Raw genomic sequence first — 19,903 nt, forward strand, 5'->3', positions numbered from 1 at the left:
GCCCCGGACCATTGGTCCGGGGCTTCCGCCGTCGAGACGATGCTCAGCGCGCGAAGTTGCCGCGATAGTACTCGTAGACCCAGCCGACGAGGCTGATCACGCCGATGCCGACCGCGATGAAGGAGATCCAGAAGCCGACGGCGAGGCCGAGGAACATGAGCGCCGCAGCGCCGGCGAGCATGATCGGCCACCAGCTCCACGGGCTGAAGAAGCCCAGCTCGGCGTCACCGTCGTCGATGTTCGCGTCGAGACGGTCTTCTGGAAGCTCCGCACCCTGGGCGCTGTGCACCCGGCCGAGGTAGAACGCGATGAAGGCGGCGAGGATCGCGCTGAGCGTGATCGCGATCGAACCCGCCCATTCGGGCTGGCCGTACTCGAGCGTGGTCCACACCCAGTAGACCCCGGCCATGATCAGGAAGAAGACCGCGAGGATCCAGAACAGGATGACGTTGGCGCGCATTACTTGATCTCCTCCGTGGCCGCGTCGTACGTCGGCGCCTCAGGGGCGTCCTTCGCCGGTCCGATGCCGACCGGGATGCCGGCCTCGGGGTGGTTGAGGTCGAACGCCGGGCGCTCCGAACGGATGCGCGGGATCGACGTGAAGTTGTGGCGAGGCGGCGGGCAGCTGGTCGCCCACTCGAGCGAGCCTCCGTACCCCCACGGGTCGTTCACGGTGACCTTCGGAGCCCGACGGGCCGTGATGTACACGTTCAGGAAGAACGGCACGAGCGAGATCGCCAGGATGCCGGCGCCGATCGTCGACAGCTGGTTCATCCAGGTCACGTTGTCTTCGGGCAGGTACGAGAAGTACCGGCGGGGCATTCCGACGACGCCGATCCAGTGCTGGATGAGGAACGTCGTGTGGAAGCCGATGAACAGCAGCCAGAAGTGCCACTTGCCCAGCGTCTCGTTGAGCATCTTGCCGGTCCACTTGGGCCACCAGAAGTAGAAGCCCGCGAACATCGCGAACACGACCGTGCCGAACACCACGTAGTGGAAGTGGGCGACGACGAAGTACGTGTCGGACACGTGGAAGTCGAGCGGCGGCGACGCCAGGATGACACCGGTGAGGCCACCGAACACGAACGTGATGAGGAAGCCGAGCGACCAGATGAGCGGCGTCTCGAACGTGATCGAGCCTCGCCACATCGTGCCGATCCAGTTGAAGATCTTCACACCCGTCGGCACCGCGATCAGCATCGTCATGAGGGCGAAGAACGGCAGCAGCACGGAGCCGGTGACGTACATGTGGTGCGCCCATACCGTGACCGACAGGGCCGCGATCGCGATCGTCGCGTAGATGAGGGTCTTGTAGCCGAAGATCGGCTTGCGGCTGAACACCGGGAAGATCTCGGACACGATGCCGAAGAACGGCAGCGCGATGATGTAGACCTCGGGGTGTCCGAAGAACCAGAACAGGTGCTGCCAGAGGATGACGCCGCCGTTGGCCGGGTCATAGACGTGCGCGTCGAAGATGCGGTCGGCACCGGCCGCGAGCAGGGCGGCCGCGAGGACCGGGAACGCCATCAGGATGAGGATCGACGTGACGAGCGTGTTCCACGTGAAGATCGGCATGCGGAACATGGTCATGCCGGGTGCGCGCATCGTGATGATCGTCGTGATGAAGTTCACGGCACCGAGGATGGTGCCGAAGCCCGAGAGGCCGAGGCCCAGCATCCAGAGGTTGCCGCCGACACCCGGCGAGAACGTCGTCGAAGCGAGCGGCTGATAGGCGAACCAGCCGAACGATGCGGCGCCCTGCGGCGTGAGGAAGCCTGCGACCGCCATGAGCGAACCGAAGTTGAACAGCCAGTAGGCGAACGCATTCAGACGCGGGAACGCCACGTCGGGAGCACCGATCTGCAGCGGCATGAGCACGTTGGCGAACCCGGCGAACAGCGGCGTCGCGAACATGAGCAGCATGATCGTGCCGTGCATCGTGAACAGCTGGTTGTACTGCTCGCGGGTCTGCAGCAGCTCGAGACCGGGCTCGAAGAGCTGGGCGCGGATGATCAGCGCCATCACGCCGCCGATGCAGAAGTAGATGAAGGAGGTGATCAGGTACATGTACCCGATGACCTTGTGGTCGGTGGAGGTGATCCACTTGACGAGGACGTTGCCCTTGCGTTCGACCTTGGAGGCGCCGAACGGCAAGCTGCTCGACTGCGGCCGAGCCGGTGCGGTCGTGGTGCTCATTCGGCTTCTCGCTCTTCCTTCAGTTCGGGTGCGCCTGCGCCGGGCAGGTTCTGGTTGCGGTCGTACTCGCTCGACAGCTGGCCCTCCTGGCCCGCGTCGCGGAGTGACTGGATGTAGTCGTCGTATTCGGCCTGGGAGACGACCTTGACGTTGAAGAGCATGAGCGAGTGGTACTCGCCGCAGAGCTCGGCGCACTTGCCGGCGTAGGTGCCCTCGCGCTCGGGGACGAACGACATGTAGTTCGTCTTACCCGGGTACATGTCCTTCTTGTAGAGGAAGTCCACCACCCAGAAGGAGTGGATCACGTCGCGCGACTCGAGCTCGATCTCGACGTTCGCGCCGACGGGCAGGTAGAGGGTCGGCAGTTCCGACTGCACGAGCGAGCCCTTCGGGCCCTCTTCGTCGAGCTGTCCCTGGATGCCGGGCGAGTAGACGTCTTCCTTCACGTAGTTGAAGTCCCACGCCCACTGCTTCGCGATGACCTCGACCTGGACGTCGACGTCGTCGGCGGCGAAGCGCTGCTCGATCTGCTCCTGGTCGCGCGCGGTGAACGCGAAGAACCCGAGCACGAGGATGAGCGGGACGATCGTGTAGAAGACCTCGATCGGCATGTTGTAGCGCAGCTGGACGGGCAGACCCGTCTGCCCCTTGCGCCGGCGGTACGCGATGACCGCCCAGATCGTGAGGCCCCAAGTGATGACGCCGACGATCAGCAGCACGACCCACGACGTGACCCAGAGGCCGCGAACGGTGTCGGTGTGATTCGTGACCGGTGCCTCGCCCTCGACGAAGCCGGGGAGGAATCCGTTGAGCTGCGCCTGCGTGCAACCGGCGAGCACGAGGCTGAGAGACGCTGCGATCGGGATAGCAGCCCATCGGAGACGGCGATTGTGGCGCACCGGTGACCTTTCGGGAGACTCGAAGGCGCTTCACAGTGAAGCGCGGTGATCGATGTCTAGCCTACTCCGACTCGGCACCCGAGGTGTGCATCCACGGCCGATGTCGGGCGCGCCGCGGGGCGGAATCATCGGTGGATCGGCCCAAATGCACGAAAGGGGGCCGCAAGATGCGGCCCCCTCTCAGGAAGATGCGGTAGCGCTCAGTGGAACGAGTCGCCGCACGCGCAGCTGCCCTGCGCGTTCGGGTTGTCGATCGTGAACCCCTGCTTCTGGATGGTGTCCTCGAAGTCGATCGCCGCGCCGTCGAGGTACGGCACGCTCATCTTGTCGACCACGACCTCGACGCCGTCGAAGTCGACGACGGCGTCGCCGTCGAGCAGGCGCTCGTCGAAGTAGAGCTGGTAGATGAGGCCGGAGCAGCCGCCGGGCTGCACCGCGACCCGCAGGCGCAGGTCGTCGCGGCCCTCCTGCTCGAGGAGGCTGCGCACCTTGTCGGCGGCGGGGTCGCTCAGCTTCACGCCGTGCGTGGTCTCGGTGATCGTGTCGCTCATGTCTCTCCTCGATGCGTCAGGAACGCGGAATCCTCGTTCCATGGTAACCGTCGTGAGCACCGCGACGGCTGTGAGTCGTCATCATTCCGTCGTGCGGGCGTCCAGTCGCGCGAGGAACAGCGTCTCGGCCAGCACCGAGCGCCGGAAGACGCCGAGGTGCAGCGACTCGTTCGGACTGTGCGCGCGCGAGTCGGGGTCCTCGACTCCGGTGACGAGGATCTGGGCGGCGGGGAACTCGTCGACGAGCTCGGCGATGAACGGGATCGAGCCGCCGACGCCCATCTCGACGGGCTCGCGCCCCCAGGCCTCGGCCATCGCGGCGCGAGTCTCCGCCACGGCCCAGCCGGTCGTGTCGACGAGGAACGGCTGCCCAGTGTCGACGTCGTCGAAGGTGAGTCTCGCGCCGAACGGTGCGTTCGCCTCGAGGTGCGTGCGGATGGCCTCGTACGCCTCCCTTGCGTCCTGCCCCGGCGCGACGCGCGCGCTCACCCGGACCTTCACACCGGGCACGAGCGTGTTCGAGGCGTTCGCGATGTCGGGGGCGTCGATGCCGGTGATCGTGATCGAGGGCTTCGCCCAGATGCGCGAGAGGATCGAGTCGCGACCGACGGGTTCGACCCCGTCGAGCAGTCCCGTCTCGGCGCGCAGCTGCGCCTCGTCGTACTCGGGCGTCTCGAAGTCGGCCGACGTCAGCCCCTCGACCGCGACGGCGCCGTCCGCGTCCCACAGTGTGTCGAGCAGCCGGATGGCGGCGAACATCGCGTCGGGCACCGCCCCGCCGAACATGCCCGAGTGCGAGGCATGGCCCAGCGTGTCGATGCGCAGGTTGAACGCGACGGCTCCGCGCAGCGCGACGGTGATCGCGGGCGTCTCGAGGTCCCAGTTGCCGGAGTCGGCGACGATGATCGCATCGGCGGCGAGGAGCTCGCGGTGTTCGCGCAGGAAGTTGCCGAACGACTGCGAGAGGTACTCCTCCTCGCCCTCGATGAAGACGGCGATGCCGAGGTCGAGGTCGGGGCCGAGCGCCTCGGTGAGGGCGCGGATCGAAGCGACGTGCGCCATGATGCCGGCCTTGTCGTCGGCCGCACCGCGGCCGTACAGCCGGTCGCCGCGGAGGGTCGGCTCGAACGGCGCGGAGTCCCAGTCCTCGTCCTTGCCGGGGGGCTGGACGTCATGGTGAGCGTAGAGGAGCACCGTCGGGCGGCCGTTGCGCGCGGCACGGTGCGCGATCACGGCGGGCGCGCCGAGCTGCGGCTCGGCATCGTCCTCGGCGCCGGCGACCGGGGCGCGGCGGACATCCACGAGGTCGAAGACGCCGAGCCCGCGGACGAGTTCGGCGACGGCTTCGGCGCTCGCGTGCACGTGCGCCGGGTCGAAGGCCGGCCACGACACCGACGGGATCTTCACGAGACGGGTGAGGTCGGCGATCGTCGACGGGAAGCCCGCCTCGACGGCCGCCCGCAATTCGTCGGCCTTCGGGGTGGTCGCCGCGGATCCCGCAGCGGTGGGGAGAGAGTCGGTCATGCCGGTAATCTTAAGGGGAACCGATTCGAGGGATCCCGTGGCAAAGCACCCCAACAGCACCGATCAGCCGAGCGCCGAGTCGCTCGAAGAGACCCAGGCGCGCCTGAAGCAGGGCGGCAAGGGCGCCCCCACCCCGACGCGCGCCGAGCGCGAGGCCGCGAACAAGCGCCCGCTCGTTCCGAACGACCGCAAGGAGGCGGCGAAGCAGGCCCGCGCGAAGGCGGCCGATGCGCGCGAGAAGGCCCGCGTCGGCATGGCGATGGGCGACGAGAAGTACCTGCCCGCCCGCGACCGCGGCCCGCAGAAGAAGTACGTGCGCGACTACGTCGACGCACGCTTCAGCGTCGGCGAGGTGCTCATCCCCGTCATGTTCGCCGTGATCGTGCTGACGTTCATCCCGAGCGCCGAGATCCAGGCGGCGAGCATCATGCTGCTGTGGGCGTTCTTCCTGATCGCGCTCGTCGACGTCGTCATCCTGGGCTTCACGCTGCAGCGGAAGCTCACGGCGAAGTTCGGCGAGGGAAAGGTCGAGCGCGTGCGCTGGTACGCGGCGATGCGCGCCCTCCAGCTGCGTGCGCTCCGTCTTCCGAAGCCTCAGGTGAAGCGCCGCCAGTACCCGGCCTGAGCACGGTTCAGCGCCGATCGACTCCGTCACGGCCCGGTCGAGGGATGCCTCGTGCCGGGCCGTCGTCGTCTCACCCCCGTGCGAACGCCCCGAGCCTGATGAACGGCACGCGCATCTCCTCGTCGGTGAGCGAACCGTGCTGCCCGATCATCTTCTCGGCCTGCCGGTCGGCGAGTCGGGCGTCGTAGTAGGCGATGCCGGCCCGCGCCGCGACCAGCAGGTCGCCGATGCGCGGTGCGACCACGGGGTCGACGTGGCCGAAGAGCCGCGCCCCGATCGCCTCGGCGCGGGTCATGACCCATGCCCGGCGCGACTCTGCTTCACGCCACGCTGCGACGACCGACGCACGCTCGGGTTCGTCGAGGCCGGGTTCGAAGTAGAGCTGCAGGCAGCGCGGCTCGCCGCCGACGTGCCGTACGCCGTCGACGAGCGCCGGCCTGGCGTCCACGAACACGTGCCGGTGCGCGGGAACGTCGACCACGCCGTGGTCCGCCGTGACGACGAGGCCCGTGCCACGAGGCATCCGCTTCTCGAACGACGCCGCCTCGGCGTCGAGCTGTTCGAGGAGCCCGAGCCAGCGGTCGGACTCCCAGCCGTGCGCGTGCGCGGCCTGGTCGAGTTCGGGCACGTAGAGGTAGACGAGCGCCGGTTCGCCGGACGAGAGCACGTCGAGCGCAGCGGAGAAGCGATCGGAGATCGACGCGCCGGCCACGTAACGGGCTCCGCGCAGCACTGCGCGCGTGAATCCCGAGTCGACGTACCGGGGTGCGCCGATCGCGACGGCGTCGACCCCTCGCTCCCCTGCCGCCTCGAAGACCGTGCCCCGTCGTTGCCAGGTCTCCGGTCGCATCCGGTCGTCCCAGCCGTTCAGCTGGTTCACGAGGCGATCGTTCGCCCCGTCGAGCGTGCGGTAGCCGACGAGGCCGTGCTCGCCGGGACGCGCAGCCGTCGTGAGGCTCGCGAGCGCCGCCGCCGTCGTCGACGGGAAGACGGTGCGCGCGACATCCCGCTTGCCGAACCGCGACGCGAGGAAGCGGGCGTGACCGGCGCGGCCCCGGAGGTTCGCGGCGCCGAGCCCGTCGACGAGCAGCACCACCGCGCTGCGCGACGCCGGGAAGCCCAGCGGATTCGCCTCGCCCGAGAGGCTCGCGAGGCAACTCTCGAGCACCTCGGTGAGGTGCGGAGGCGTGTCGGCGGGCACCGGTAGCATGGCAGACATCGCGCCCAGTCTGGCATAGGCAGGGCGCGCCCCCGTTCCACCGCGTGCTCGGCACGCACGGCACAGAGAACACGGATGACCCGAGCCAAATCGCAGCCAGCCGACGACCCGATCGTCGAGCGCATCGAAGACGTCGACGTCGCCACCGAGATGCAGGGCTCGTTCCTCGAGTACGCCTACTCGGTGATCTACTCGCGCGCGCTTCCCGACGCCCGTGACGGGCTCAAGCCCGTGCAGCGTCGCATCATCTACCAGATGACCGAGATGGGCCTCCGGCCCGACAAGGGCCATGTGAAGTCGGCCCGAGTGGTCGGCGAGGTGATGGGCAAGCTCCACCCGCACGGTGATACGGCGATCTACGACGCGCTCGTGCGCATGGCGCAGCCGTTCACGCTCCGGGTGCCGCTCGTCGACGGCCACGGCAACTTCGGTTCGCTCGACGACGGCCCCGCGGCCCCGCGGTACACCGAGGCCCGGCTCGCCTCCCCCGCGCTCGCGATGGCCGAGGGACTCGACGAGGACGTCGTCGACTTCGTGCCGAACTACGACAACCAGCTCACGCAGCCCGAGGTGCTGCCGAGCGCGTACCCGAACCTGCTCGTGAACGGCGCCAGCGGCATCGCCGTCGGCATGGCGACGAACATGGCGCCGCACAACCTGATCGAGGTCGTCGGCGCGGCGCGTCATCTCATCGCGCATCCGAACGCGACGCTCGACGAGCTCATGGAGTTCGTGCCGGGCCCCGACCTGCCGACCGGCGGCACCATCGTCGGCCTCTCCGGCATCAAAGACGCGTATGCGACCGGCCGCGGCAGCTTCAAGACCCGTGCGAAGGTCTCGGTCGAGCAGCTGACGGCGCGCAAGACGGGGCTCGTCGTCACCGAGCTCCCCTATCTCGTCGGCCCCGAGAAGGTCATCGAGAAGATCAAAGACGGCGTGAACGCCAAGAAGATCAACGGCATCTCCGACGTCACCGATCTCACCGACCGGGCGAACGGCCTGCGACTCGTCATCGGCATCAAGACCGGCTTCAGCCCCGATGCGGTGCTCGAACAGCTCTACCGGCTCACGCCCCTCGAGGACTCGTTCAACATCAACAACGTCGCACTCGTCGACGGCGGGCCCCAGACGCTCGGCCTCCGCGAACTCCTGCAGGTGTACGTCGGCCACCGCATCGCGGTCGTCACCCGGCGGTCGGAGTACCGGCTCGCACGTCGCCGTGAGCGCCTGCACCTCGTCGACGGCCTGCTCATCGCGATCCTCGACATCGACGAGGTCATCCAGGTCATCCGCTCGAGTGACGACACCGCGGCTGCTCGCACCCGCCTGATGGAGGTGTTCGACCTCAGCCAGGTGCAGGCCGAGTACATCCTCGAGCTGCAGCTGCGCCGGCTCACGAAGTTCTCCCGCATCGAGCTCGAGGCCGAGCGCGACCGGCTCCGCGCCGAGATCGAGGAGCTCGAGACGCTGCTCGCGAGCCGCCACCGCATCGAGGCGCTCGTCTCCGACGAGCTCGCCGAGGTCGCCGAGCGGTTCGGCACCCCTCGCCGCACGCTCCTCACCGATGCCCGGCCGTCGATCGCGGGAGCTGCCGCCAAGCGCGCCGCGGCCGTCCTCGAGGTGGCCGACGTGCCGTGCCGCGTCTTCCTCTCGGCGACGGGGCGCATCGCCCGCGTGGACCTTCCCGAGGGTCCCGACGGCCCCCCGTCGATCTCCCCGCCTGCCCGGCGCAGCAAGCACGACGCGATCCGTTCGTCGCTCGACACGACGAGCCGTTCCGAGATCGGCGCGGTGACGAGCCTCGGCCGCCTCATCCGGTTCACGCCGGTCGACCTGCCGATGCTGCCGCCGACCTCGGTGCAGCTCGGCGCCGGCGTGAAGATCGGCGACTACCTCGCCCTGCCGAACCGCGACGAGCGCGTCCTCGCCATCGTCTCGCTCGACGCCGACCGCTCGATCGCGCTCGGCACGAAGCAGGGCGTCGTCAAGCGCGTCGCGACGGGGGCCTATCCGAGCAAGCCCGAGTTCGAGGTGATCGGGCTCAAGGCGGGCGACGAGGTCGTCGGCGCCGTGCAGGGCGACGAGACCGACGAACTCGTGTTCGTGGCTTCCGATGCGCAACTGCTGCGGTTCCCGGCTGCGTCGGTGCGCCCGCAGGGCTGCCCTGCCGGCGGCATGGCCGGCATCAACCTCGGCAGTGGTGCGCACGTCATCCACTTCACGAGCGTGCCCGCGGTCTCCGCCGAAGCGACCGTCGTCGTCACTGTCGCCGCTTCGAGCGACACCTTGCTCGGCACCGACCCCGGCAGCGCGAAGGTGAGCGACTTCGGCGAGTTCCCCGCGAAGGGCCGGGCGACGGGCGGTGTGCGCGCGCAGCGGTTCCTCAAGGGCGAGGACGCACTGCACCTCGCGTGGGTCGGCGTTTCGCCCGCCTTGGCCGTCGGCACGGACGGCTCGTCGCGCGACCTGCCCGATTCCGGTGCGAAACGGGATGCCTCGGGGCAGGCGCTCGGCGCGGTCATCGGCGCGGTCGGCCGGCGGATCGGCTGATCGCCGAGGTCAGCGGTCGGCCGTCCCGGCCGATCCGATTCGCGCCGCCGGGGTGACCCGGCGAGTCGGTCACGGCGTGTTCGGCGCTGGTCGACACCGATGCGCCGGCGATCGCACGACACCCCGCCTCCGGCGTTGACCGGAGGCGGGTCGGGACGGACGATCAGGCGTCGATGCGGTCCCGCTCGAGGGCGTCGGAGCTCTCGATGATGAATTCCTTGCGCGGCGCGACGTCGTTGCCCATGAGGAGCTCGAACACACGACCCGCGTTCTCGGCGTCGCCGATGCCCACCCGTCGCAGCGTGCGGTGCCGACGGTCCATCGTCGTGGTGGCGAGCTGATCAGCGTCCATCTCACCGAGTCCCTTGTAGCGCTGGATCGGGTCCTGGTAGCGCTTCTTCTGCTTGTCGAGCCCGGCGAGCACGCCGGCGAGCTCCGCTTCGGAGTACGTGTAGATCGTCTCGTTGGGCTTCGAGCCGGGGTTCATCACCACCACCCGGTGCAGCGGCGGCACCGCGGCGAACACACGACCCTCTTCGATCATCGGGCGCATGTAGCGGAAGAAGAGCGTGAGCAGCAGCGTGCGGATGTGCGCGCCGTCGACGTCGGCGTCGGCCATCAGGATGACCTTGCCGTAGCGGGCCTGCGAGAGATCGAAGCTGCGTCCCGAGCCGGCGCCGATCACCTGGATGATCGACGCGCACTCGGCGTTGCCGAGCATGTCGGCCACGCTCGCCTTCTGCACGTTCAGGATCTTGCCTCGGATGGGCAACAGCGCCTGGTGCTCGCTGTCGCGCGCGAGCTTCGCGGTGCCGAGCGCCGAGTCGCCCTCGACGATGAAGAGCTCCGAGTGGGCGACGTCGTTGGAGCGGCAGTCGACGAGCTTGGCCGGCAGCGACGAGCTCTCGAGCGCGTTCTTGCGCCGCTGCGTCTCCTTGTGGGCGCGTGCGGAGATGCGCGACTTCATCTCGGCGACGACCTTGTCGAGCAGCAGCGCCGACTGCGTCTTGTCGTCGCGCTTCGTCGACGCGAAGCGCTCCTTCAGCTCCTTCGTGAGCACGTTCGAGACGATGCTGCGCACGGCGGGCGTGCCGAGCACCTCTTTCGTCTGGCCCTCGAACTGCGGCTCGGGAAGGCGCACCGTGATCACGGCGGTGAGACCGGCGAGCACGTCGTCCTTCTCGAGCTTGTCGTTGCCCGCCTTGAGCCGGCGTGCGTTCTGCTCGACCTGCTGCCGCAGGAACTTCAGCAGGCCCTGATCGAATCCGGCCTGGTGCGTGCCGCCCTTCGGCGTGGCGATGATGTTCACGAACGAACGCATGACGGTCTCGTAGCCCGTGCCCCACCGCAGTGCGATGTCGACCTCGCACTCGCGGGAGAGCTCGGTCGGCACCATCGCCCCCGTCTCGCTCAGGACGGGCACGGTCTCGGTGAAGTGACCGGAGCCGGTCAGGCGCCAGATGTCGGTGATGGGCGAGTCGGGCGAGAGGTGCTCGACGAACTCTGAGATGCCGCCCTCGAACTGGAAGGACGTGGTGTGCGGCGTCTCGCCGCGCTCGTCGGTGACGTCGATCGCGAGTCCCGGCACGAGGAACGCCGTCTGCCGTGCCCGGCCGAGCAGCTCGTCGGTCTGGAACTCGGCGCCCTTCGTGAAGATCTGGCGGTCGGCCCAGTACCGGATGCGCGTGCCGGTCACGCCCTTGGCGACCTTGCCCACCACGCGCAGCTCGCTCTGCTTCTCGAAGGGGGTGAACGGCGCTTCGGGCGAGGGCGAACCCGAATCGGCGAAGACGCCCGGCTCACCGCGGTGGAAGGACATCGCGTACGTCTTGCCGTCGCGGTCGACCTCGACATCGAGTCGCTCGCTCAGGGCGTTCACGACCGAAGCGCCGACGCCGTGCAGGCCGCCCGAGGCCGCGTACGACCCCGACCCGAACTTGCCGCCGGCGTGCAGCTTGGTGAAGACGACCTCGACGCCGGTGAGCCCCGTCTTGGGTTCGACGTCGACGGGGATGCCTCGTGCCCGGTCGCGCACCTCCACGCTGCCGTCGGGGTGGAGCAGGACGCCGATCTCGGTGCCGTGACCGGCGAGCGCCTCATCGACCGAGTTGTCGATGATCTCCCAGAGGCAGTGCATGAGGCCGCGCGAATCGGTCGAGCCGATGTACATGCCGGGGCGCTTGCGCACCGCCTCGAGCCCTTCGAGGACGGAGAGATGGCGGGCGGAATAGTCGGAGCTCACGTCGAACAAGCCTAGTGAGCGCGGCCGACACCGGAGTGCAGGCGCTACGCGCTGAGCGAAATGCCCGGCGGAACGGAAGTCCCCCGCTGCTCCGCGTGTTTTCATTGATGAACGGAAGATCGAGCATGAGCGACGGAGGAGGAGCCATGACCCAGTACACCGAAACCACCGGTGCGGTCGAAGTCGAGACCCCCTACGAGCTCACGGCGCTCGACCGCTGCGACGCCTGCGGCGCCCAGGCCTACATCCGCGTCGTCGTTGCGAGCGGCGAACTGCTGTTCTGCGCCCACCACGGCCGCAAGCACCAGGAGAAGCTCTCGCAGATCGCACAGAGCTGGCACGACGAGAGCGATCGCCTCCTCGCCGACGACCGCAACTGACGACCTGACGCACGACACGAGCAACGCCCCGGCAGGACCGGGGCGTTGCTTCGTTGCGGGGCGGTGGCGGCCGCCGAACGCTCAAGCGTCGGGCGCCTCGACGCCGGCGGCGCGTGCTTGCACCGAGCGTGCCGCGGCCGCGTAGCCGTCGACCTCCTCGGAGCGCCCCCCGGGCGTGTAGTCGACCCCCGCGCGCTCGGCCATGATCGTCAGCAGGCGATCGGCGAAGGCCGGGTTCTTCGCGAGCACGGGGCCGTGCAGGTGGGTGCCGAACACCGAGCCCATGACCACGCCCTCCTGTCCGGAGTCGCGGCCGTTGCCGCCACCCGCGAGCACGCGGCCGAGGGGCGAGCCCTCGGCCCCGATGTAGTCGCGCGCATGGTTCTCGAAGCCGACGAGCATGCCGAACGCGGGTGAGCGCACGACGAGGTCGCCCGTGACGCGCTCGGCACGCGGCACGGCCCGCCCCGGGAGGATGCCGAGTCCCTCGATGCTGCGACCGTCCCCGGTCTCGATGCCCCAGCTGAGCAACTCCCAGCCGGTGCCGACGCCGAGGATCGGTACGCCCTCGGTGCCCCACCGCCGGAGTTCGTCGTGGAGTCCGAGGAGCCGTTCGCGGCTCGCCTCGAGCGAGGCGTCGCTGCCGGAGCCGAGCACGACCGCGTCGACGCGGTCGGGCAGCACGGCGGCGTCGTCGACGGCACGGACGTCGGCCTCCAGGCCCGCCCACCGCGCGCGCATCGCGAGCACCTGCGCGTTCTGCGCGTCCCCGTTGGTGTTCTGCAGCGTCGGCAGCAGCGAGACGATCGTGAAGCTCATTCGGTACCCGTCAATCCGAGGTGCGCCCTCGTGCGGCGCATCGAGTCGGCCGAGAAGACGATCGTCTTCACGCCGGCGGTCGGCGCGGGTGCAGCGAGGAAGTCGTCGAGCGCGCGCGCCAGGTCGGGCTCGATGCGATCGATGCCGACGCCGTCGTAGGCGAGCATGAGCGCGGCCTCTGCCGCCTTCGATCCGCTGACGATCGCAACCCGTCGGAGCGACGACGCGTCCGCCGGCCAGAAGTACGACGGATCACGGACGTCGGACCCGATCGCGAAGAGGATGTCGCTCGTGCCGGGTTCGATGCTGTCCACGTTGAGCTGGTAGCTCGCAGGGTTCTGCACGAGCACGAACTCGACCTCCTGTCCTCGCACGGTCACTCGCTCGCCCCGGCCGAACACGGCGGGGATCGCGTCGAGCGCTCGCGCCGCGGTCTCGCCCGAGAAGCGTTCGCCGAGCACGGCCTTCGCCGTCGAGTACGCTGCCGCGGCGTCGACCGCGTAATGCGTTCCGCGTGCCGGCAGCCCGGCGACGACCCGACGACCTTCGTCGAGGAGCGTGGTCGTGCGACCCTCGACCGAGTCGATCACGACTCCTGCGGCGGGGTCGAGACGCGTCGTCGACGTCTCGGTGTAGCCGAGCCCCCGCGGCGCCGCGTCGAGGACCGATTGCGAGACGCCGAAGCGTCGCACCGAGACATCCGGCCCGACCTTCTCGGCGAGCCGCTCGAGGTAGGCGTCGTCGGCGTTCACGACGACCGACTCCCCCGCCCGGGCGGCGATCCGGCCGAGCATGCCCGCGACCATCTCGGAGTCGTGGAACCGGTCGATCTGGTCGACCATCACGTTCGTCAGGCAGACGACGCGCGCATCGACGCCCTGCATGACGAGCGCGCCGTGGCCCTCGTCCATCTCGAGGACGGCGACCTCGCCCGGCACCCGGCCCCGCCAGTCGGCCTGCTCGAGCAGCGCCGAGGTCAGCCCCTGGCTGATGTTCGCGGTCGACGGGTTGGTGAACACGTCGACGCCGTGCTCGCGGAGGATCGCGACGAGCATCTTCGTCGTCGTCGACTTGCCCGCCGATCCGGAGACCACGACGAGCCCCTGCGGGAATCCCGACAGGGTGCGCTTCAAGTAGTTCGGTGCGATCCGGTTCACGACCAGACCGGGAACGGCAGAGCCGCCGCCCGGCTTGCGCAGCCGGGCGGCGAATCTGGTGAGTCTGCCGACGAGGATCGCCGGCCCATAACGCAGGGACCCAGCGCGCACCGGCGGCCTACTCGAGGTAGTCGCGCAGCGACTGCGACCGCGAGGGGTGGCGGAGCTTCGCCATCGTCTTCGACTCGATCTGGCGGATGCGCTCGCGGGTCACGCCGAACGTGTCGCCGATCTGGTCGAGGGTCTTCGGCATGCCGTCGCCGAGGCCGAAGCGCATCCGGATGACGCCCGCCTCGCGCTCGCTCAGGGAGTCGAGGAGCGACTCGAGCTGCTTCTGCAGCATCGTGAAGCCCACGGCGTCGGCCGGCACGACCGCCTCGGTGTCTTCGATCAGGTCGCCGAACTCGCTGTCGCCGTCCTCACCGAGCGGCGTGTGCAGCGAGATCGGCTCGCGGCCGTACTTCTGCACCTCGATGACCTTCTCGGGGGTCATGTCGAGTTCGCGGCTCAGCTCTTCGGGCGTGGGCTCGCGCCCGAGGTCCTGCAGCATCTGGCGCTGCACGCGGGCGAGCTTGTTGATGACCTCGACCATATGCACGGGAATGCGGATGGTGCGGGCCTGGTCGGCCATCGCGCGCGTGATCGCCTGGCGGATCCACCACGTGGCGTAGGTCGAGAACTTGAAGCCCTTGGTGTAGTCGAACTTCTCGACCGCGCGGATGAGACCGAGGTTGCCCTCCTGGATGAGGTCGAGGAACTGCATGCCTCGACCCGTGTAGCGCTTCGCGAGCGAGACGACCAGACGCAGGTTGGCGCCGAGCAGGTGGCTCTTGGCGCGCTGGCCGTCCTTCGCGACCCACTGCAGCTCGCGACCGAGCTGCGACCGCTTCTCGGTGTCGCTCATCTGCGACAGCTTCTCCTCGGCGAAGAGTCCCGCCTCGATGCGCATCGCGAGCTCGACCTCTTCGGCCGCGTTCAGGAGCGCGACCTTGCCGATCTGCTTGAGGTAGTCCTTGACCGGGTCGGCCGTCGCGCCCGTGATGGTGGACGAGTAGACCGGCACCTCGTCTTCGTCGTCGGAGGCGCGCAGCACGAGCGCACCCGTCGGGTGCGGTTCGATGGCGACGGGCTTCGCGTCGTCGTCCTCGTCGGTCGCCTCGTCGTGGGCCCCCTCGGCGGCGTCGGTCTCGACCACCTCGAGGTCGGCGGGGTCGACCTCGTCGTCCTCTTCGTCGTCGGCGGCCTTGCCCTTCGCCTTGGTGCGGGGCTTCGCGGCGCTCTTGGCCGTGCTCGTGCGAGGCGTCTTCGACGCCGTCGTGGTCTTCGCAGCCGCCTTCGCGGCGGGCGCCTTCGCAGGCGCCTTGCTCGCAGTCGACTTCGCGGCGGTCTGGCGCTTCGCGGCCGGCTTCTCAGCCTCGGCCTCGGCCTTCGCCTTCGTCGTTGCCATACGTTTGAACCTCTCCTACCGTCGCGCGGCGTGTGCCCTCTCGGAAGGCGCGGCTCGTGCATTCGGTCCGGTCGTTTTCGGACACTATGAGGACCCATGTCAAGTCCGCGTGGATGGCACGGTCTCGATCGTGCCCGCGAACCCGAACGGGTCCTGCCTTAATTATACAGGTCCTGAACGATCGACGCGCACGCCCGACGCCCCGCCGCACATCCACAGACAACGTCGGCGGGCCACCCGCCATTCCCCGGATCGGACGGTCCTCGCGTTCAGGCGCCTCGCGGGGGTTCGTCGTCGCGCGACCGACGGAAGGCCAGGAACTTCTCGAGCTCTGCCGCGATCTCGTCGGCGCTCGGCAGTTCGCCGTCCTCGTCGGTGAGCGGGGATCGCAGGGTCGTGCCCTCCATGTAGGCGTCATGCCGCCCCTCGAGGGTGCCCACGAGCTTCGCGAGCTCGCCGTTCTCGGCGACCTGCTCGTCGATTCGTGCGATGAAGTCGCGCCCCTGCTCGCGGAGCGCGTCGGTCGGGAAGATGCGACCCGTCGCGGCACTGATCGCCTCGAGGGCGGCGATCGCGGCCGACGGATACTCGGTGTCCGCGAGGTAGTGCGGGATGAGCAGCACGAAGCCCGTCGTCGGATGCCCGAGCTCGACGAGCCGGTACTCGACGAGGTGCAGCGCGTTGCCCGGCACCTGGGTCGTCGGACGCCAGACGGACATCGTGTCGATGAGCTCGTCCCGGTTGCCGCTCACGGTCACCCGGATCGGGCGCGTGTGCGGCACCGGCATCGGAATCGAGTTCACCCAGGTCGTCGACGCCACCTGCAGTTCGTCGATGAGCTGCAGCACGGCCGCCGTGAACCACTCCCACTTGAAATCGGGTTCGAAGCCGGTGAGCAGCAGGAAGGGCCGGCCGAGCTCGTCGCGCGCGAGCTCGAGCTCGAGCCGCGGAGGCGTGTACTCGGTGAAGTGGTCGCCCTCGAAGAGCATGATCGGTCGCCGAGCACGGTAGTCGAGGAGCTCGTCGACGTCGAAGGTCGCGATCGATGTCGTCTCGAGCGTCTCGCGCAGGTACTCGGTCGTCTGCGCGACCGCCCCGCCGGCGTCGGCGAAGCCGGTGAGCCCGGCGACGAGCGGGAGCCCCGGCGGCACCGACACGTCGACGTTCAGCTCGTACAGGGAACGTGGATCGCGCATGTTTCCAGCCTACTGACGCGGTGCCGGCGACCCGCCGCCGACGGAGCCGCGCCGTGCATGCCCAGAGCGAACACGTAACATCTGGAGCCATGACCGTTCCCGCGCTCTCCGTGATCGACTCCCCCGCCGCCTCCGCCGACGCCGACGTCGTGCTCCTCGTCGCCAGGCAGGGGGCCGACGGCGTCGAGCTCCTCACGCCCGAGGGCTTCGACTGGGTGCGCCCGCAGATCGTCGCGCTCGGCGCGACCGGCGCGGCGGAGGAGCTGACCCGGCTCCCGGGCGCCGACGGCGGGCCGCGCGTCGTCGCGGTGGCCGGGGTGGGCGACCGAGCGGATGCCTCGAGCCTGCGCCTCGCCGCGGGTGCCGCCGTGCGTCGCCTCGGCAAGGCCGAATCGGTGGCCGTCGCAGTCGCGCTGGGCGACGCCGACGCCGTCGCCGCACTGCTCGAGGGCGCCGCGCTCGGCGCCTACGCCTTCGACGAGTACCGCAGCGAGGCGAAGCCGCGGGTCACGCGCATCGACCTGCACTCCGAACTCGGCGCCGAGGCGGTGGGACTCGACCGGCTCCGCTCCGTCGTCGCCGCCGTGGCACGCACGAAGGACCTTGTGAACACGTCGCCCTCGGAGCTCTTCCCGGCGAGCTTCGCCGAGCTCGCCGTCGCCGCGGCCGCCGAGGTCGGCGTGACGGCGACGGTCTGGGACGAGCGGGCGCTCGCCGCCGACGGCTTCGGCGGGATCCTCGGCGTCGGCCAGGGCTCCAGCCGCGGGCCGCGCCTCGTGCGCCTCGAATGGGCTCCGGCCGAGGCATCCGCCCACCTCGCGCTCGTGGGCAAGGGCATCACGTTCGATTCGGGCGGCCTCTCGCTGAAGCCGATGCTCTCCATGGTGGGCATGAAGACCGACATGGCCGGCGCCGCCGCCGTGCTCTCCGCGATGATCGCGTTCGCCGAGCTCGGACTGCCCATCCGCGTGACCGGCTGGCTGTGCCTCGCCGAGAACCTGCCCTCGGGTACCGCGACCCGGCCCAACGACGTGCTCCGCATCCGCGGCGGCAAGACCGTCGAGGTGCTCAACACCGACGCCGAGGGGCGGCTCGTGCTCGCCGACGGCCTCGTGGCCGCGAGCGAGGAGCAGCCCGACGCGATCGTCGACGTCGCGACCCTCACCGGTGCGCAGATGGTCGCGCTCGGCGGGCGCATCTCCGGCCTGCTCGGCGACGACGAGCTCGTGGCACGCGTCCGGTCCGCGGCGGACCACGTCGACGAGGCCGTCTGGCCGATGCCGCTGCCCAAGGACCTCATGCCGATGCTGAAGTCCGACGTCGCTGACCTCACCAACACGAAGCTCGGCCAGACCGTGCCCGGCATGCTGCTCGCCGGCGTCTTCCTGCAGGAGTTCGTCGGCACGCGCAAGGGCACCGAGGAGCGGATTCCCTGGGCGCACCTCGACATCGCCGGCCCTTCGCACAACTCCGGCGCGGGCTGGGGCTTCACCGGGACGGGAGCGACCGGGGCGGCCGTGCGCACCCTCGTCCGTCTGGGCGAGGAGCTCTCCGCCAAGTAGTAAGGTCGTTCAGGGCGAGAACGTCGCCCGAACGCCTGCCTGGGCGACACGCCCGTGGCAGTCCGTGTCGCAGATCAGGTGCGCAAGGGAGATTGCGGTTGTCCGAGCAGAACTTTGACATTGTCGTCCTCGGCGGGGGCAGCGCGGGCTATGCCGCAGCGATCCGCGCCGTCGAACTCGGCCTCACCGCCGTGGTGATCGAGAAAGACAAGCTCGGCGGCACGTGTCTGCACCGCGGATGCATCCCCACGAAGGCGCTCCTGCACGCGGCCGAGGTCGCCGAGGTCTCGAAGGAGTCCGCGAAGTACGGCGTGAAGGCCGCGTTCGAGGGCATCGACATGGGCGGCGTCACCGCCTACCGCGAGGGCATCGTCTCGAGCAAGTGGAAGGGCCTCCAGGGTCTCCTCAAGGCGCGCGGCATCCTCGTCGTCGAGGGTCAGGGCCGCCTCGTCTCCGCGAACACCGTCCAGGTCGGCGACGACCGCTACGTCGGCAAGAACGTGCTGCTCGCGACCGGCTCGTACTCGCGCTCGCTGCCCGGTCTCGAGATCGGCGGCCGCGTCATCACGAGCGAGCAGGCGCTCGAGCTCGACTTCGTGCCGAACAAGGTCGCCGTGCTCGGCGGCGGCGTCATCGGCGTCGAGTTCGCGAGCGTCTGGCGCTCGTTCGGCGCCGAGGTGACCATCATCGAGGCGCTCCCCCACCTCGTCCCGAATGAAGAGGAGTCGGTCTCGAAGCAGCTCGAGCGTGCGTTCCGCAAGCGCGGCATCGACTTCTCGCTCGGCGTCCGATTCCAGAGCGTCACGCAGAACGACCAGGGCGTCGTCGTCACGCTCGAGAACGGCACGACCTACGAGGCCGACCTGCTGCTCGTCGCCGTCGGACGCGGCCCCGTGACGCAGAACCTCGGCTACGAAGAGGTCGGCATCACGATCGACCGCGGCTTCGTCATCACCGACGAGCGCCTCCAGACGAGCGTTCCCGGCGTGTACGCCGCGGGCGACATCGTCCCCGGCCTGCAGCTCGCGCACCGCAGCTACCAGCAGGGCATCTTCGTCGCGGAGGAGATCGCGGGCCTCAGCCCGATCATCGTCGAGGACGTCAACATCCCGAAGATCACGTACTGCGAGCCCGAGGTCGCTTCGATCGGCTACACGGAGGCGAAGGCCGCGGAGAAGTTCGGCGCCGACCAGGTCAGCTCGTTCGACTACAACCTCGCCGGCAACGGCAAGTCGAGCATCCTCGGCACCGGCGGATCGATCAAGGTCGTCCGCGTGAACGACGGCCCCATCGTCGGCGTCCACATGATCGGCGGCCGCGTCGGCGAACTCATCGCCGAGGCGCAGCTCGCCGTGAACTGGGAGGCGTACCCCGAGGACATCGCCCCCTTCATCCACGCGCACCCGACCCAGGGCGAGGCGTTCGGCGAGGCTGTGCTCAAGCTCGCCGGCAAGCCGCTGCACGCCATCTGAGTCCGCTGCCCGACCCCACGACTGCAATAAGCTAGAACGCGTTCCCACGCTGTGAAGGAGACAA

16 protein-coding genes are annotated in these 19,903 nt (G+C 69.3%); 5 read left to right on the plus strand and 11 right to left on the minus strand.

From position 1 onward, the window contains the following. Positions 1–43: 43 nt before the first annotated feature. The 5 genes from ACWGPE_RS07995 to ACWGPE_RS08015 all read right to left on the minus strand — a co-directional run bounded on the left by ACWGPE_RS07995 (position 44) and on the right by ACWGPE_RS08015 (position 5,170). Positions 44–460: a cytochrome c oxidase subunit 4 gene (locus ACWGPE_RS07995; protein WP_231431067.1), complete on the minus strand. Its 417-nt coding sequence runs from the start codon at positions 458–460 to the stop codon at positions 44–46. Beyond that, positions 460–2,196: an aa3-type cytochrome oxidase subunit I gene (gene ctaD, locus ACWGPE_RS08000; protein ID WP_231431068.1), complete on the minus strand. Its 1,737-nt coding sequence runs from the start codon at positions 2,194–2,196 to the stop codon at positions 460–462. The genes ACWGPE_RS07995 and ctaD overlap by 1 nt, the downstream gene beginning before the upstream one ends. After that, the gene (gene ctaC / locus ACWGPE_RS08005) at positions 2,193–3,095 is read right to left on the minus strand and encodes an aa3-type cytochrome oxidase subunit II (protein ID WP_231431069.1); all 903 of its coding nucleotides are present in this window, start codon (positions 3,093–3,095) and stop codon (positions 2,193–2,195) included. Before ctaC ends, ctaD begins: the two co-directional genes overlap by 4 nt. A gap of 200 nt (positions 3,096–3,295) precedes the next feature. Next, the gene (gene erpA, locus ACWGPE_RS08010; RefSeq protein WP_231431070.1) at positions 3,296–3,646 is read right to left on the minus strand and encodes an iron-sulfur cluster insertion protein ErpA; all 351 of its coding nucleotides are present in this window, start codon (positions 3,644–3,646) and stop codon (positions 3,296–3,298) included. Positions 3,647–3,727: 81 nt separating this feature from the next. Further along, complete coding sequence (locus ACWGPE_RS08015; RefSeq protein WP_231431071.1) at positions 3,728–5,170, minus strand: dipeptidase; 1,443 nt, start codon at positions 5,168–5,170, stop codon at positions 3,728–3,730. 37 nt (positions 5,171–5,207) lie between these two features. On the opposite strand from ACWGPE_RS08015, the gene ACWGPE_RS08020 reads away from it, so the two are divergent. After that, a complete protein-coding gene (locus tag ACWGPE_RS08020; RefSeq protein ID WP_231431072.1) occupies positions 5,208–5,795 on the plus strand; it encodes a DUF3043 domain-containing protein in 588 nt (195 codons plus the stop codon). 70 nt (positions 5,796–5,865) lie between these two features. Here the strand turns inward: ACWGPE_RS08020 and ACWGPE_RS08025 are convergent, their stop codons facing one another. Further along, positions 5,866–7,014, minus strand: a complete 1,149-nt coding sequence (locus tag ACWGPE_RS08025; protein WP_275505829.1) for an alkaline phosphatase family protein — start codon at positions 7,012–7,014, stop codon at positions 5,866–5,868. Between the two features lie 75 nt (positions 7,015–7,089). On the opposite strand from ACWGPE_RS08025, the gene ACWGPE_RS08030 reads away from it, so the two are divergent. After that, the gene (locus ACWGPE_RS08030) at positions 7,090–9,564 is read left to right on the plus strand and encodes a DNA gyrase/topoisomerase IV subunit A (protein ID WP_231431074.1); all 2,475 of its coding nucleotides are present in this window, start codon (positions 7,090–7,092) and stop codon (positions 9,562–9,564) included. 163 nt (positions 9,565–9,727) lie between these two features. Here the strand turns inward: ACWGPE_RS08030 and ACWGPE_RS08035 are convergent, their stop codons facing one another. Next, positions 9,728–11,806, minus strand: a complete 2,079-nt coding sequence (locus ACWGPE_RS08035; protein WP_231431075.1) for a DNA gyrase/topoisomerase IV subunit B — start codon at positions 11,804–11,806, stop codon at positions 9,728–9,730. A gap of 146 nt (positions 11,807–11,952) precedes the next feature. Here ACWGPE_RS08035 and ACWGPE_RS08040 point away from each other — a divergent pair, with 146 nt between their 5' ends. Further along, positions 11,953–12,186 carry a DUF7455 domain-containing protein gene (locus tag ACWGPE_RS08040; protein ID WP_231431076.1) on the plus strand — a complete coding sequence of 78 codons (234 nt, stop codon included), beginning with the start codon at positions 11,953–11,955 and terminating at the stop codon, positions 12,184–12,186. A gap of 81 nt (positions 12,187–12,267) precedes the next feature. Here the strand turns inward: ACWGPE_RS08040 and ACWGPE_RS08045 are convergent, their stop codons facing one another. The 4 genes from ACWGPE_RS08045 to ACWGPE_RS08060 all read right to left on the minus strand — a co-directional run bounded on the left by ACWGPE_RS08045 (position 12,268) and on the right by ACWGPE_RS08060 (position 16,805). Beyond that, a complete protein-coding gene (locus tag ACWGPE_RS08045) occupies positions 12,268–13,005 on the minus strand; it encodes a type 1 glutamine amidotransferase (protein ID WP_231431077.1) in 738 nt (245 codons plus the stop codon). Beyond that, entirely contained in the window at positions 13,002–14,162 is a 1,161-nt protein-coding gene (locus tag ACWGPE_RS08050) for a Mur ligase family protein (protein ID WP_231431078.1), read from the minus strand. The genes ACWGPE_RS08045 and ACWGPE_RS08050 overlap by 4 nt, the downstream gene beginning before the upstream one ends. Positions 14,163–14,280: 118 nt before the next feature. Next, a complete protein-coding gene (locus ACWGPE_RS08055; protein WP_231431079.1) occupies positions 14,281–15,609 on the minus strand; it encodes an RNA polymerase sigma factor in 1,329 nt (442 codons plus the stop codon). A 269-nt stretch (positions 15,610–15,878) separates the two neighbouring features. Beyond that, the gene (locus tag ACWGPE_RS08060) at positions 15,879–16,805 is read right to left on the minus strand and encodes a proteasome assembly chaperone family protein (protein ID WP_275505830.1); all 927 of its coding nucleotides are present in this window, start codon (positions 16,803–16,805) and stop codon (positions 15,879–15,881) included. Between the two features lie 89 nt (positions 16,806–16,894). Between ACWGPE_RS08060 and ACWGPE_RS08065 the strand changes: the two genes are divergently transcribed. Together ACWGPE_RS08065 and lpdA are read left to right on the plus strand one after the other, a co-directional pair. Continuing rightward, positions 16,895–18,367: a leucyl aminopeptidase gene (locus ACWGPE_RS08065; RefSeq protein WP_452048480.1), complete on the plus strand. Its 1,473-nt coding sequence runs from the start codon at positions 16,895–16,897 to the stop codon at positions 18,365–18,367. Between the two features lie 98 nt (positions 18,368–18,465). Next, positions 18,466–19,839, plus strand: coding sequence for a dihydrolipoyl dehydrogenase (gene lpdA / locus ACWGPE_RS08070; protein WP_452048481.1), 1,374 nt, complete (start codon positions 18,466–18,468; stop codon positions 19,837–19,839). Positions 19,840–19,903 lie beyond the last annotated feature (64 nt).

It is taken from the genome of Agromyces sp. NPDC055658, assembly GCF_053618155.1.

Coding starts and splice junctions, on each gene's coding strand:
- erpA (WP_231431070.1), bottom strand. CDS start 3,646: ATGAGCGACACGATCACCGAGACCACGCACGGCGTGAAGCTGAGCGAC.
- ACWGPE_RS08030 (WP_231431074.1), top strand. CDS start 7,090: ATGACCCGAGCCAAATCGCAGCCAGCCGACGACCCGATCGTCGAGCGC.
- ACWGPE_RS08040 (WP_231431076.1), top strand. CDS start 11,953: ATGACCCAGTACACCGAAACCACCGGTGCGGTCGAAGTCGAGACCCCC.
- ACWGPE_RS08055 (WP_231431079.1), bottom strand. CDS start 15,609: ATGGCAACGACGAAGGCGAAGGCCGAGGCCGAGGCTGAGAAGCCGGCC.
- ACWGPE_RS08015 (WP_231431071.1), bottom strand. CDS start 5,170: ATGACCGACTCTCTCCCCACCGCTGCGGGATCCGCGGCGACCACCCCG.
- ACWGPE_RS07995 (WP_231431067.1), bottom strand. CDS start 460: ATGCGCGCCAACGTCATCCTGTTCTGGATCCTCGCGGTCTTCTTCCTG.
- ACWGPE_RS08060 (WP_275505830.1), bottom strand. CDS start 16,805: ATGCGCGATCCACGTTCCCTGTACGAGCTGAACGTCGACGTGTCGGTG.
- ACWGPE_RS08025 (WP_275505829.1), bottom strand. CDS start 7,014: ATGTCTGCCATGCTACCGGTGCCCGCCGACACGCCTCCGCACCTCACC.
- ctaD (WP_231431068.1), bottom strand. CDS start 2,196: ATGAGCACCACGACCGCACCGGCTCGGCCGCAGTCGAGCAGCTTGCCG.
- ACWGPE_RS08065 (WP_452048480.1), top strand. CDS start 16,895: ATGACCGTTCCCGCGCTCTCCGTGATCGACTCCCCCGCCGCCTCCGCC.
- ACWGPE_RS08045 (WP_231431077.1), bottom strand. CDS start 13,005: ATGAGCTTCACGATCGTCTCGCTGCTGCCGACGCTGCAGAACACCAAC.